Origin of the sequence: Sphingobacterium sp. HMA12, assembly GCF_002933815.1 — a bacterium.
Taxonomy (GTDB): Bacteria; Bacteroidota; Bacteroidia; order Sphingobacteriales; family Sphingobacteriaceae; genus Sphingobacterium.
Genome location: NZ_BEYR01000002.1, coordinates 1 through 13,952, shown reverse-complemented (window position 1 = coordinate 13,952; position 13,952 = coordinate 1). Strand labels below are relative to the sequence as shown.

Genomic DNA, 13,952 nt, shown 5'->3' with positions numbered 1-13,952 from the left:
GTTAACATTAACTTAACATTAGGGTGTTACTTTTGCAAAAATAAATTTAAGATATGTCTTTAAATAGCATTTTTCAATACTTCGTTCCAAAGGACAAAAAATTCTTTCCTTTGTTTGAACAGGCAGGCAACAATTTGATCGAAATGTCTCAATTGTTAAAAGATATTGTTAACTCAAACAATCCGGAGAAGAAGAAAGAGTTTACGCGTAAGATGGAAGACCTGGAGCACAAAGGCGACAACATCACACATCAAATCCACCTGGAACTAGGTAAAAATTTCATTACACCTTTTGATCGTGAAGATATACACTCGTTAGCAAGTTCATTGGACGATGTAGCAGATTTTATCCATGGCGCTGCTAATAGAATGGATTTATACAAAGTGGAAAAAGCAACAGAACCGATGATAGAAATCGCGGATCTATTGGTAGAAGCGACGGAGCATGTCTCAAAAGCAATTCACGAACTTCGCGACCTGAAAAATATCCGCAATATCACAGATTCATGTGTACGTATCAATAGCGTGGAAAACAAAGCAGATTATATTTTTGACAAGGCGGTAGCTGATCTTTTTGAATTTGAAAAAGATGCGATCTCATTGATCAAACACAAAGAAGTGCTATCCGCAATGGAAGATGCAACAGACAAATGCGAGGATGTTGCCAACGTATTAGAAAGCATTCTAGTTAAAAACGCATAATCATTCGATCATAAGTGCATAAAAATTCTACGAGATTATGATGTCAACATTACTCGTTGTTGTAATTGTCTTAGCAATTGCATTTGACTACATCAATGGATTCCATGATGCGGCCAATTCGATTGCGACAGTTGTATCAACAAAAGTTCTAACACCAGCAATGGCTGTATTATGGGCTGCCATATTCAACTTTGCTGCTTATTTCTACTTTACAGATCACAAAGTAGCCAACACCATCGCCAAAACGGTATTGGAAGAATATATTACCCTTGAGGTTATCTTCGCGGGCTTGCTCGCAGCGATCGGCTGGAACTTGTTCACTTGGTACTACGGTGTACCGTCCAGTTCTTCACACACTTTAATTGGCGGTTTCGCGGGATCAGGAATGGCTTATGCTTTCATTCTTGGAGCAGATCCTATTCATGCCATCAACATCGACGCAACTTTAAAAATTATTGCTTTTATCGTTCTGGCGCCGATCATCGGTATGACAATATCCATTATAATTACGCTAATAGTAATTAATCTGGCAAAAAATTCACGCCCAAGTGTTGCGGAAAAATGGTTTAAAGTTTTGCAATTGGTTTCTTCTGCAGGCTTGAGTTTTGCGCATGGTGGTAATGATGCACAAAAGGTAATGGGTATTATCCTTGTTGCAATGGTTGCCGGTGGTTATATGCAAAACACAGAGCACATGCCCGAATGGATTCCCTTGACTTGTTACGCAGCAATTGCCGCCGGAACAATGAGCGGGGGCTGGAAAATCGTTAAGACAATGGGAACAAAAATCACGAAAGTAACACCATTAGAAGGGGTCTGTGCTGAATCTGCGGGAGCGGTTACTTTAGGGATAACCGAACACTTCGGGATTCCGGCATCTACAACACATACGATCACAGGAGCCATTATCGGCGTCGGTGTCGTCAAGCGTGTATCAGCTGTCCGTTGGGGAGTTACCATCAGTTTATTATGGGCTTGGATACTGACAATTCCAGTATCGGCATTGCTTGGTGGACTGTCTTTAGTTATCGTTCATTATTTACTTTAGAAAGAATTTCTTAATTTTTTTCTTAAAGCTATTGAAACAAAACAAAAATTTGGTACTTTCGTACCGAATTTTTGTTTTGTTGTTTCACATTAAATACTTATTTTAGTACGAAATATAGCAAAAACAAAAATTTAACATAATTTTAAGACTTTGGCACGGCAATTGTACTGTTCCATGTGTTAAGACAAGAGAATTTAAAGTTTGAAAACAATTAAAATTAATAATAACCTTAAAAACAAGAGTATGAACTATTCTACAATTAAAAAAACAGCTGTTGCTGCTACATTAGTTGCCGCTTTAGGTTTCGCTGATACAGCACAAGCTCAACAAGTATTCGGTGGTAGATCACAATACAGAACTTGGTCTATCGGAGTTCAAGGTGGTATTACTACTCCTAATGCTGTTATCGGTGGTAACAACAACTTTGGTCAAAAAGTTGGTTACTTCCAAAACAAAGTTGGTGAGTACTATGGTTTAACAGTACGTAAACAATTCTCTCACCTATTCGGTTTAGAAGTTGAAGCTAACCGTGGTAAGATCAAAACTTACAACCATGATGAGTCTGGTCCTGCAATTGAGAACAAATACAAAGCTCAATCTGCTGAAACAAAAGTAAACTGGGCTGCTAGCTTAAATGGTGTATTCCAATTGGGTACAATCGACTTCTTAAGAAGAGAAAACTCAGTTAATTTCTACGCTAAAGTAGGTATCGGAGCTTTCGCTTACAATCCTGTTCAATTTGGAACTAATGACTTTACAGGTCAACCTGTTTACGATCAAAAATGGGGTGAAGATGTATTCGGTGATCGCTCACCTTCTAACCCACGCGACAAAGATTACCGTTTAGGTATGATCGTTCCTGTAGGTGTTGGTGCTAAATTCAAATTATCTGAAGTTGTTGCCTTGAACTTAGGTTACACAATGAACTTCACTGATGAGGCATTATTGTATGGACCAGGTAGAAACGGAACTGCAAAACAACGTTTCTCTAACGTATACGGTGGTTTAGAATTCACTTTAGGTTCAAAAGACAAACAAAACTTGACTTTTGCTAACCCAGTTGCTACAATGTATGATGAATTGAAAGATCCTTCATTGAGAAACGAAGTTGAAGCATTGAAACAACGTGTAAGCACTTTAGAAGGTACTGTTAACACATTAAGCGCTGATGCTGATGGTGACGGTGTATCTGACAAATTTGACAAATGTCCTAACACTCCAGCTGGTACTCCAGTAGATGGTTCAGGATGTCCTATCAAATTCCCAGAGCCAGTAGTAGATAACGTTACTTCTAACGGTTACTATGCTCCAATTCAATTTGAATTTGATAGCTCAGTATTGAAAACTTCTTCTTACTCAACTTTAGACAAATTGGCTAAAGAAGTACGTGACAACAATTCATCTGTAACTTTAGACGGTTATGCATCTGCAGAAGGTTCTGAAGCTTACAACTTGACTTTGTCTAAAGACCGTGCTAACTCTGTAAAACAATACTTGGTAAATGCTGGTGTTTCTTCATCAAGCATCACTGCTAACGGTTACGGAGAGAAAAACCCAGTTGCATCTAATTCAACTGAAGAAGGTCGCGTTCAAAACCGTCGTGTTGAGATCAAAAAATAATCGTATATAATTTATACCATTATATTAAAAGCCGGCTCTAGAGCCGGCTTTTTTATTTTGACAGTATTTATCCTTAACTTTGTGGATGATATCCAATTTGTGGAAAATTTATTCAAGCAAATTAGATAAGAAATTAGTATTTTGATTTAAGGAACAGAATACTGGTTTTAAACTTTTGAGAATGGAAGAGGATTTTGAATTTGAAAACCCCGAAGAAAGAAAAATCTCGGTGGACAGATATGAGGAAATGCTTCGAAACGAGGATCAGTATTTTTTTGACTCCAAGGCTTTCGAAGGAATAATAGACTACTACGCTGAAAAAAATGACCCTGTAAAGGCTTTACAAGTAACTGAATTTGCCATAAGCCAACACCCCTTTGATATTACCTTTCTGTTGAAGCAGGCCCAATTGTTTTCAACAATTCAGCAATATCAGAATGCATTAGCAGCCTTGGACAAAGCGGAATTACTGGAAGCTTCAGAAGGCGACATCTTTTTGATTAGAGGCGGTATACTGGGAAGTATAGGACAGTTCGACGAAGCATTGGATCAGCTATTCAAAGCACTGCCCTTATTGGACAATAAGGATGAAGTCTACTTTCATGTTGCGATGATTTTTCAGGCACAAATGAATTATGACAAGGCTATTGTCTATTTAAAGAAAGCGCTTGAACTTAATATGGACTATCAGGAAGCACTCTATGAACTGGCATATTGCTACGATGTGCTTGATAGACAAGAAGAAAGTATATCTTTCTATAAAAAATATATCGACTCCGATCCGTATTCGTATTATGCCTGGTACAATTTAGGTAACTCCTATCATAAAATCAGCAAATTCGAAGAAGCATTAGACGCTTATGACTATGCCATATTGATCAAAGAAGATTTCTCGTCAGCTTATTTCAATAAAGGAAATGCACTTGTCAACTTAGATCGCTATCAGGAAGCTTTGGATGTCTATAAACAAACCTTCGAATATGAGCAACCCAGTGCCGATACATACTGTGCCATAGGCGAATGTTATGAGAAACTCGAGCAAATGGACGAAGCGAGAAACTATTACAAAAAAGCGGTCAAATTGGATGCTGAACTAGCCGACGCATGGTTTGGTATCGGTGTCACACTTGATTTTGAAGAACGTTATTTTGAGTCTCTTCATTTCTACAAGAAGGCATTGGAACTGGAAGACACAAATCCCGACTACTGGTTTGCAATTGCTGATGCGCGTTATAAGCTACAGCAAATTGATCAAGCTGAAGAAGCTTATAAAAAAGTTGTCGCATTAAATCCGTCCGACATAGATGCTTGGCTCGATTATTCCTCCATCCTATTTGAACAGAGCAAAGTTGATGAGGCCATTAACGTCATGTCGGATGCGATTACGCAAAATCCTGAAGCCGCGGAATTATATTATCGTGTGGTTGCTTATCTATTTGCAAATGGTCAATATAATGAAGCTTTAAATTTTCTGGAATTAGGCTTAGCCACAGATCCGGAAAAGCATTACATTCTCTTTGACTACCTCCCGCAATTACAGGGAAATCAGATCATTACTGAGATTGTAAAAAAATACACAAAACCAAAAAATTAAAACAGGAAACATAGGTATACCCTCAGGTAATCTTTTAGATTTAACTGAGGGTATACAATTATATGGAGCTTACAGCTCAAAAAAGTATTAAATCATTCGATGAAAAAATTAGGTCTGATAGGATATCCGTTAGGACATTCATTTTCCAAGAAATATTATTTAGAAAAATTTGAAAAGGAACATATTGAACAGATAGGGTATGATCTATATCCTATTGAACGTATAACAGATTTTCCGTCAATTTTTACGAATAAGGACTTCTATGGCGTAAACGTAACCATCCCCTATAAAATAGAAGTCATGGAATATTTGGATGAACTGTCAGAAGAAGCCGAGGCTATACAAGCAGTAAACTGTATCCGTATTCGGCACCTACCAGATGGTACAACCCATCTTAAAGGTTATAATACGGATGCTTATGGCTTTAAAGCATCACTAAAACCTCTTTTGGTTCCTCATGACAAAAAAGCCCTGATTCTAGGGAATGGAGGAGCGGCAAAAGCAGTAACCTATGCTTTGGATCAATTAGGCATCACACACAAGCTTGTAAGCAGAACCAAACAAACAGACAACTACACCTATGATGAATTGGATGCCACAATCCTAGCTGAATATACATTAATTATCAATTGCTCTCCCGTTGGCACCTTTCCCAATATAGCTGAATCTCCTCGCTTACCTTATGAATATATAAATGATCATCATTTGCTTTATGATCTTATCTATAATCCCGAAGAGACAACCTTCCTAAAGAAAGGTAAAGAAAAAGGTGCTCGAACTAAAAATGGGTATGAAATGTTACTGCTTCAAGCGGAGAAGAATTGGGAAATTTGGAATAGCGAATCTTTCTCTATTTAGACAACAATAAAAAATGTAATTTTACCTTATGCTAACGATCAGAACATTCACATTCAATCCATACCAAGAAAACACCTACGTATTATATAATGAGCAGGGAAATGCCATAATTATCGATCCTGGGATGTATGGTGAAAAAGAGCAGGCGGAGTTTTTGGCATTTGTCGATCACCATAATCTCAGCCCCCAATCGTTATTGAATACGCATTGTCATATTGATCATGTTTTGGGCAATTATTTCATTCATGAGAGGTTTGGTCTTCTTCCTAAATTTCACGAGGATGAGCTATCTATCTTGGTAGCAGTTCAGAACTATGCCCCCCAAATGGGATTCCGTTATGACATCTCTCCTATTGGAGAAGCATTTTTAAATGATGGAGACAGCATCCATTTAGACAATGACGAATTGGAAGTGATCCTGGCACCAGGTCATTCACCTGCACATATTTGCTTCTATTCTGCTGCACAGAAATTTTTAATTGGCGGCGATGTCCTTTTCCGCAACAGCATTGGCCGTACTGACCTTCCTGGAGGGAACCATCAGCAACTTTTGAATAGCATCAGGCAAAGACTCTACACCCTACCTGATGATACTGTTGTTTATCCCGGCCATGGTCCATCAACAACAATAGGATTTGAAAAGAACTCCAATCCATTTATACAAGGATAAGATATGAACTTGCCTTTTCTATTTGCCAAAAGATATCTCTTTTCAAAAAAATCGGTCAACGCGATCAATATCATTTCGTCAATTAGTGTGATCGGTGTTATGGTAAGTAGTGCCGCATTGATCATACTCCTATCCTCATTTAACGGCATGGAGGAGCTGATTCTATCCATGTATGGTAAATTCGCTCCCGAATTAAAAATAGAACCTCAAAAAGGAAAGCTTTTTACAACAAATAAACCGATTTTTAATGAGCTTCGAAAGGATCCAAATGTAGTTCATTATACTGAAGTATTAGAAGAAAAAGTATTACTCCAGTATGCGAATCGACAATATATTTCAACGATAAAAGGAGTCGAGCCTCAATCACTCAATAAAAGCCTTGGCGATAGTATCCTTGTGGACGGAGCATATCGACTCATGCAGGACTCAACCAACTTGGCTATACTTGGAGCAAGCGTTCAAGCCAATCTTGGTATATCAATCCAAAATAAACCCGAACTAATCCAGGTTTACTCTCCGAGAAAGGGAGTTAAAAACACCTCCAACCCTGCAGAAGAGTTTAATATTAGAGCTATTAGCCCCAGTGGAGTTCTTAGATATCAACAGGACTTCGACAATTTTATAATTACACCCATTTCATTTGCCAAAGAAGTACTCGGCGAATATGGTCGAGTATCGTCCATTGAGTTTTATCTGAAGACTGGTACTGATATCAAATTATTTGAACAAGATCTTCAAAAAAAGCTGGGCACAGATTACATCGTCAAGAATCGCGAAGAACAAAATCCAACATTATATAAAAATGTCCGCGTAGAAAGATGGGTTGTATTTTTTATTTTAACATTGATTAGTGTTATCGCCATTTTTAATATTGTAGGTTCATTGACGATGTTGGTATTAGACAAACAAAAAGACATGACAGTCTTAAAAAGTCTAGGCGGAAACAATAATTTAATTCAACGTATTTTCTTTTATGAAGGATTAATGATTGCAATTATCGGTTGCGTTCTGGGTTTATTGATCGGCGCAATATTCAATTATATTCAGTCAACTTACGGTATAATACGGGTTGAAGATGGAGCGAACACAATTTTAGACAGCTACCCTATGGTCAGCAGATGGAGTGATTATGCTTTGGTCTTCACCACTGTTACCAGTATTTCAGGATTAGTTTCCTATTTCTCTGCAAAAGTGAGCGTAAAAGAATTGAACAAACTAAAAGCAACGGATTAAAAACGGGTACTTTTGGAACGGCTTTGACTACCTTTGGTAATCTGTTGGATTAAACTTCCCCACGCAAAAGGATTTAACAATGGATTTGCATAACGCTGGTTGATCACTTTATTATTCATCGTGTTAAAACTTTGTGCGTTATTAATCGAGCGCATCTCATTACCATCACGAGGTACGACAGCGGCCATAGCAGACAACGATTCATAGGAAAGCGATCTTCTTGCACGTACGATATTATCCTCAGATACATCCAGATTCATAAATGCGATATTAAATTCTTCGATACTTGCCCAAGGATAGGGGGTTACCATAGGCAATTCCGTCACCAAATTTTGCATGACAATATTCGCGGTGTATTTGTCGCCGGAGACTTCAGGAATAGTTATGATGAGCGGGTCAAATCCGACGGAAGTAAAACGAATTGTATCCCCCACGTGAGCCACAAAAGAAAAATAACCTTCATTATTTGCTGCGATAGCCTCGTTACGGAAAGATAAATTGGTAACCGTAGCATAACCAACAGGAAGGCCAGATCCTACGGTAGTCACAATACCGGAATATTGAATAATCTTCCTTTCTTGTGCCCTCAAAGCCGAGGAATCAAAAAAAACAGATAGAACTAATAATAATATAGGGATCAGCAACTTCATAGAACAAATTTACACAAAACCAGCTGAGTAAGCAGTTAAATTGTGTTAATAGATAAACTAATTGGCCGAAGGCATCGTCGCATCAGGAGAATCCGGATCGGTAAGGTTGATTGCTTCTACCGCAGTAACTTCGGGTACAGCTTTTTTGATTGCTTGTTCCAATCCGGCTTTAAAAGTCATGATGCTCATTGAACATGAAGCGCAAGCGCCCAATAATTTTAATCGCACGACATTATCTGCTGTAATCTCTTCAACACTCACATTTCCGCCATCAGTTTCCAAATAAGGTCTCAAGGTATCCAATGCTTGCTCCACTTTTTCTTTTAAAGTCATACTCTTTATTAAATTCAATGATTGTATATGTAAAGATAATCAAATATTTTAAAATCTGTATTTTTCCTCTTCTTACGCAATAGAAAAACAACAAGATCATGACAATACTGCTACTAAATTGCATCCAACGAGTTAAAGAATGTTAATAAAAAATGTTGTTTTTGGGATCAAATAATTATTAAACTATATTGCGCAGTAAAATTTAATTGATTAGTATAACAAATTCACTTATCTTTGTAAAATGTTTTTAAATAGGCGTATAGCGGCTATCTGTGCCGGCATGATGTTTCTATTGGTGTTTACTGGTTGCAAGAGTAAATTTGAGAAATTGCGCGCAAGCAATAATATCGCTCAAAAGTATGAAGAAGCCGTAAAACTATATGAGAAAAAGAAATATACAAAGGCATTAGTTTTGTTTGATGATTTGCGGACAAAATTCCGTGGACAAGCTGAAGCAGAAAATATCTACTACTACTTGGCTTTTGCCAATTACCGTCTAAAAGATTATACTTCAGCGGCATATCACTTTAAGGACTTTGCTGATGTTTACCCGAATAGCGCACGGGCAGAAGAATGTCGTTTCATGCATGCTTATTGTTACTATTTGGATTCACCTCGGTCAACACTGGATCAGGCAAACACGAAGAAGGCAATAGATGCACTTCAGCTTTTTGTTAACCTGTATCCTGAATCTGAACGCTCCAAAGAAGCTGCAGATCTTATTCAAAAATTACGGGACAAACTCGAGCTCAAGGCTTTTGCGAATGCTAGGCTCTACTATGACATGGGATTGAATGATGATTATAGAGCTGCTGTCATTGCGTTACAAAATGTATTAAAAGAATATCCTGATACAAAATACGCTGAAGAAATTGAATTCTTAACGCTAAAAGCACAATACATTTTTGCTTCCAAAAGTATTCTGCAAAAACAGGAAAGCAGATATGACGAAACATTGGATTATTACCGTAGCTTTGCTAGCGCTTATCCCAATAGCAAACATATGAAAGAAGCGGAATCTATTCGTGAAGATTCGGAAAAAGGAATTAAAACAGCCGCTTCCCACATGAAGGAATATAACAAAGCAGTTGCAGAGCAAGAAGCTTATATAAAAGAACAAAAGGCGAAAAAAGAAAAAGAAAATACCCAAAAAGATGAGTCAAAAAAATAACAATTCAATTCCAAATTCTACAGTCACACGTGACTTGAGACAATTGGACAAAGGAACTGACAATATCTATGAATCCATTGTAGTTATTTCTAAACGCGCGAATCAAATTGCAGTAGATATTAAAGAAGAACTAAACGGAAAACTTGCTGAGTTTGCAAGCAATAACGATAACTTGGAAGAGGTATTCGAAAACCGCGAACAAATAGAGATTTCTAAACACTACGAGCGCATGCCAAAACCTACTTTGGTAGCAATCGATGAGTTTTTACACGATAAAGTGTACTATAGAAATCCTTCGAAAGAGCAAGATTAATCCCAAAAATCAACGATGGCTTTAGCTGGGAAAAATATTGTAATTGCTGTATGCGGCAGTATTGCCGCATACAAAATTGCAAATCTCATTCGTCTGCTCGTAAAAGCAGAGGCCCGAGTTAAAGTGATTATGTCAAAGGATGCCACAGCGTTCATTACCCCGCTTACACTTTCTACACTGTCTAAAAATCCTGTTTTAATTGACTATTATCAGCCAGATACAGGTGAATGGAATAATCATGTAGAAATTGCACTAAATGCAGACTATATACTTGTAGCTCCAGCAACAGCGAATACCATTGCTAAAATGGCAAATGGGCTCTGTGATAATTTATTGATGGCTGTATATTTATCAGCAAAATGTCCCGTTTTCTTTGCTCCAGCAATGGATCTGGATATGTGGAAACACCCATCCACGCAATCAAATATTGCCAAGCTGAGTACTTATGGCAATATAATCATCCCACCTGGAAAAGGTGAATTGGCCAGTGGATTAGTCGGCGAAGGACGCTTGGCTGAACCAGAGGAACTCTTTCGTTTCCTAGCAGATTTCTCTAGCCAAAAACTTCCCTTAACAGGACAAAAGGCGCTCGTTTCAGCAGGTCCGACCTATGAAGCTATTGATCCCGTCCGCTTTATTGGAAATCATTCCAGTGGAAAGATGGGCTATGCTATTGCCCAACAATTAAAAAAACTTGGTGCGGATGTCACGTTAGTTTCGGGACCTACTGCGCTACCAAGCCCTGATCAAATAACTGTTGTTCCTGTTACTTCTGCGGCCGAAATGCTTCAAGCCTGTGAGAAGTATTTTGCTGATGCAACAATAATTGTTATGAGTGCCGCAGTTGCGGACTATACGCCCAGTGAAGTCGCGTCTCAGAAAATAAAAAAGAAGGAGAATGAATTTTCGATTGCTTTAAAGAAAACAACGGACATTCTCGCCACTTTAGGGACCAAAAAGAAGAAAGAACAATTACTGATCGGATTTGCTTTAGAGACCAACAACGAGCTCGAAAACGCAAAAGACAAATTAGTTCGAAAAAATCTTGATTTTATCGTTCTCAATTCCATGCAGGATCCGGGAGCCGGATTTGCTACAGATACCAATAAAATCACGATTATCAATCGTTCAGGCGAGAGCAGTGTATTCCCTTTGAAATCGAAGGAAGATGTGGCAAAAGATATTTGTTCGCTCATCTTACAACATATTCCCTCGAAAATATAAATTACTCCTGTAATTCGAAGCGGTATCTGAATTCCCTCCCCCTAGAGATTCACAATTCTTAATTCTTTAGGGTAGTAATTATTGATCCTATTCGGCAATACCTTCATCCATCCCAATGACATCCCTTTATATTTCGCAAGTGTCCAGCCTTTGATATCAGTAGAAATATTCTCTAGGATCACATTCTCCTTCCTAAGGTAGTTTTGAGCTTCCTCAAGCGAAAGTTCAAGATTTTGAAAGCTAGGATTCAACACATTGCTTAGAGCCAATGCGTGGCTTGGTATGAGTTCTTTTCGATTAAGTTTTCCAATATTAATTCCAGCATTCTTGAGATAAAGCACGTTCTGAAGATACTTTAAATCATTTTCATATATTTTGGGGAATATATAGAGATCATCGTGATGGATAAACGGAAAAAACTCATCATCATCTAATACCCAAGTGTCCAGAATTCCTTTCGGTATATCTGACTTTTCCGGTTTTATCCGCTTTCTGTTAAATGTAGATTGCTCGGCTATTTTTCGCAAAACAGTAATAAAAAAACCTTCGCCCCCTAACTTATGCGGATAAAACCGGTACCCATGTGCTGCATATTGAGCCGATTTTGTCTGTTCTATGCCCCAATTATCCTCAATGGCAATCTCAATGGATTCAAAATCTCCCGTTCCTATTAACCAATCTGCTATCTCTTCATTTTCCTCCTCAGAATAAGAACAAGTTGAGTAAAAGAGGTATCCACCTGTTTTCAAAGCCGCAATACTCTCAGCCAATATTCGTTGTTGTCTTTCGCTACATAGTTTAACATTCGCTTCCGACCATTCGTCTATTGCATCCGTATCCTTTCTAAACATTCCCGATCCAGAACAAGGAGCATCCACAACCATAAGATCAAAGTATCCTGGTAATCGGTCAAAAGCCGAAGGATCATTATTTGTCACCACCGTATTCGCATTTCCCCATTTTGTTAAGTTATCCTGTAAGATATTAACACGCGTCCTGATAATCTCATTGGCAACTAGTAGACTTTCTGGATGTAAGCTACTGTTTAGCAAGGTAGACTTCCCCCCGGGAGCTGCGCAGAGGTCCAGCGCATAAACAGGTTTAGCTCCTATTTCCAATTTACGGATAATATAGTCTATAAACATAGACGATGCATCCTGGGGATAATACCCCCCAGCATGAAATAAAGGATCAAGCGTAAATACGGGGCGTTCCTCGAGGTAAAAGGCACTCTCGCACCAGGGCACTATCCCACTACTGGGAAAAGGACATTCCTTCAATTTTCGTCGGTTTAACCGTATCGCCGTTGCCCTCTTGGCCTCTTCATGTACTCTAATAAATTCAGCTGTATCGAATAATGGATTTACACCCAGTTTTTTTACTAATGAATTTGGCAGAAAATTACTCATGTGTCCTAATAGTTTGTGCTAAAATTAATATAAATAAAAATGAAGTCAAAATAAGTAGTAAATTACGGGAAAGAGTAAATTTGTGCCATGAAAGATCTCAAGAAATACGCTATTATCCCGGCGACACCAGAAGAACTGTATCTCGCCCTAACAACCGAAATTACGGCCCGTCTTTGGACTGGCGATCTTGTCTCGATAGATGCGACAGTAAATGGTGAATTTTCCTTGTGGGATGGGGCGATTACAGGTCGATTCCTAGAATTAGAACCTTCTACGAAAATTGTACAGGAATGGTATTTTGGAGAAACTGACAGCCCTTCAATTGTTACATTAAAGTTGCACGAGCACAAAAAAGGAACTTCACTGGAGATTAGGCAAACCAATATACCGGATGAAGATTACGAAAATATTACTGAAGGCTGGGAAGACCCCTATATATCGTCTTTAATTGATTTCTATACGGAAGAAGATTAATTTTAATGAATATCTTTAGAGAGCCAAGTTTTTTCAAAGCTAGGCTCTTTTTTGTTGCTCTATTTAATGAAAAAACTTGTAGTCATTACTGAATGGTTATACTAATGCCATAAACAGAAAAGTTTCCTTACAATAAGTCCTTTTTAACAACTTTAGTATTTCATTATACAGTATCTCTTAACGACCTACTCCAAAAGAATAGTTTAGTTTCATCCATTTATACCTTCCAATTTCTAGATTGCCATTCATTCGGGGCGTATCACCATAGTAGGTCAGGAGGTGCCAGTGGGCCAGGATACTAAAGCAAATAGCCTCATATAGGCTAGATACGTTGAAGGTTATAGTATTCCCAAAATTCAGCATTTCCCAGAGCAAATCAGAGTATGTTTATTTGGATAAGCTATACCTAATAAGTAGGCACATTCAGCACGATGGATTGTCCCTATAAAATATCCTATTTTAATTAAACGTTTCCGTCGGCACTGACTGGTTTCTAGGCCTCTGTTCCGGGCCGCTATCCCCGGACTTCCCCCGGAGCCGATAGCCCTGTTGAACCAGAGAAGCCCTGTAAAAAGGATATAAACGAAAGAAGCCCTTGACTGTTTCCAGCAAGGGCTTCCGTGTAAAAAAAGGCACCGACCTACTCTCCCACCT

The 13,952-nt window shown here is 38.3% G+C and carries 15 protein-coding genes; 11 read left to right on the top strand and 4 right to left on the bottom strand.

Annotated elements, in window-relative coordinates:
- Positions 1–53: 53 nt before the first annotated feature.
- The 7 genes from HMAT_RS13765 (at position 54) to HMAT_RS13735 (ending at position 7,724) form a co-directional block, all read left to right on the top strand.
- Positions 54–701 (top strand): DUF47 domain-containing protein, encoded by a 648-nt coding sequence (locus tag HMAT_RS13765; protein WP_104383452.1) that lies wholly within the window; start codon positions 54–56, stop codon positions 699–701.
- A 37-nt stretch (positions 702–738) separates the two neighbouring features.
- On the top strand, positions 739–1,749 hold the full coding sequence (locus HMAT_RS13760; RefSeq protein WP_104383451.1) for an inorganic phosphate transporter: 1,011 nt from the start codon (positions 739–741) through the stop codon (positions 1,747–1,749).
- A 243-nt stretch (positions 1,750–1,992) separates the two neighbouring features.
- Positions 1,993–3,369 carry an OmpA family protein gene (locus HMAT_RS13755; protein ID WP_104383450.1) on the top strand — a complete coding sequence of 459 codons (1,377 nt, stop codon included), beginning with the start codon at positions 1,993–1,995 and terminating at the stop codon, positions 3,367–3,369.
- A 181-nt stretch (positions 3,370–3,550) separates the two neighbouring features.
- On the top strand, positions 3,551–4,963 hold the full coding sequence (locus HMAT_RS13750; protein ID WP_104383449.1) for a tetratricopeptide repeat protein: 1,413 nt from the start codon (positions 3,551–3,553) through the stop codon (positions 4,961–4,963).
- A gap of 99 nt (positions 4,964–5,062) precedes the next feature.
- Positions 5,063–5,821, top strand: a complete 759-nt coding sequence (locus HMAT_RS13745) for a shikimate dehydrogenase (RefSeq protein WP_104383448.1) — start codon at positions 5,063–5,065, stop codon at positions 5,819–5,821.
- Between the two features lie 28 nt (positions 5,822–5,849).
- Complete coding sequence (locus HMAT_RS13740; RefSeq protein ID WP_104383447.1) at positions 5,850–6,491, top strand: MBL fold metallo-hydrolase; 642 nt, start codon at positions 5,850–5,852, stop codon at positions 6,489–6,491.
- Between the two features lie 3 nt (positions 6,492–6,494).
- Entirely contained in the window at positions 6,495–7,724 is a 1,230-nt protein-coding gene (locus tag HMAT_RS13735) for an FtsX-like permease family protein (protein WP_104383446.1), read from the top strand.
- On the opposite strand, the gene HMAT_RS13730 is transcribed toward HMAT_RS13735, so the two are convergent.
- Together HMAT_RS13730 and HMAT_RS13725 are read right to left on the bottom strand one after the other, a co-directional pair.
- A complete protein-coding gene (locus tag HMAT_RS13730; protein WP_104383445.1) occupies positions 7,721–8,374 on the bottom strand; it encodes a hypothetical protein in 654 nt (217 codons plus the stop codon). The genes HMAT_RS13735 and HMAT_RS13730 overlap by 4 nt on opposite strands.
- 57 nt (positions 8,375–8,431) lie before the next feature.
- Complete coding sequence (locus HMAT_RS13725) at positions 8,432–8,707, bottom strand: NifU family protein (protein WP_104383444.1); 276 nt, start codon at positions 8,705–8,707, stop codon at positions 8,432–8,434.
- Between the two features lie 241 nt (positions 8,708–8,948).
- Here HMAT_RS13725 and HMAT_RS13720 point away from each other — a divergent pair, with 241 nt between their 5' ends.
- Genes HMAT_RS13720 through coaBC form a run of 3 tightly spaced genes read left to right on the top strand, consistent with a single transcriptional unit; the run spans position 8,949 to position 11,415 of the window.
- Entirely contained in the window at positions 8,949–9,878 is a 930-nt protein-coding gene (locus tag HMAT_RS13720; RefSeq protein ID WP_104383443.1) for an outer membrane protein assembly factor BamD, read from the top strand.
- The gene (locus tag HMAT_RS13715; protein WP_028070932.1) at positions 9,862–10,191 is read left to right on the top strand and encodes a DNA-directed RNA polymerase subunit omega; all 330 of its coding nucleotides are present in this window, start codon (positions 9,862–9,864) and stop codon (positions 10,189–10,191) included. Before HMAT_RS13720 ends, HMAT_RS13715 begins: the two co-directional genes overlap by 17 nt.
- 15 nt (positions 10,192–10,206) lie before the next feature.
- Positions 10,207–11,415: a bifunctional phosphopantothenoylcysteine decarboxylase/phosphopantothenate--cysteine ligase CoaBC gene (coaBC, locus tag HMAT_RS13710; RefSeq protein ID WP_104383442.1), complete on the top strand. Its 1,209-nt coding sequence runs from the start codon at positions 10,207–10,209 to the stop codon at positions 11,413–11,415.
- Positions 11,416–11,456: 41 nt separating this feature from the next.
- On the opposite strand, the gene HMAT_RS13705 is transcribed toward coaBC, so the two are convergent.
- Positions 11,457–12,824, bottom strand: a complete 1,368-nt coding sequence (locus HMAT_RS13705) for an RNA methyltransferase (protein WP_104383441.1) — start codon at positions 12,822–12,824, stop codon at positions 11,457–11,459.
- Positions 12,825–12,911: 87 nt separating this feature from the next.
- Here HMAT_RS13705 and HMAT_RS13700 point away from each other — a divergent pair, with 87 nt between their 5' ends.
- Positions 12,912–13,298 carry an SRPBCC family protein gene (locus tag HMAT_RS13700; protein ID WP_104383440.1) on the top strand — a complete coding sequence of 129 codons (387 nt, stop codon included), beginning with the start codon at positions 12,912–12,914 and terminating at the stop codon, positions 13,296–13,298.
- A gap of 459 nt (positions 13,299–13,757) precedes the next feature.
- Here the strand turns inward: HMAT_RS13700 and HMAT_RS27440 are convergent.
- Positions 13,758–13,952 (bottom strand): hypothetical protein (locus HMAT_RS27440; protein ID WP_233789307.1); only part of this gene is annotated, 195 nt, incomplete at its 5' end.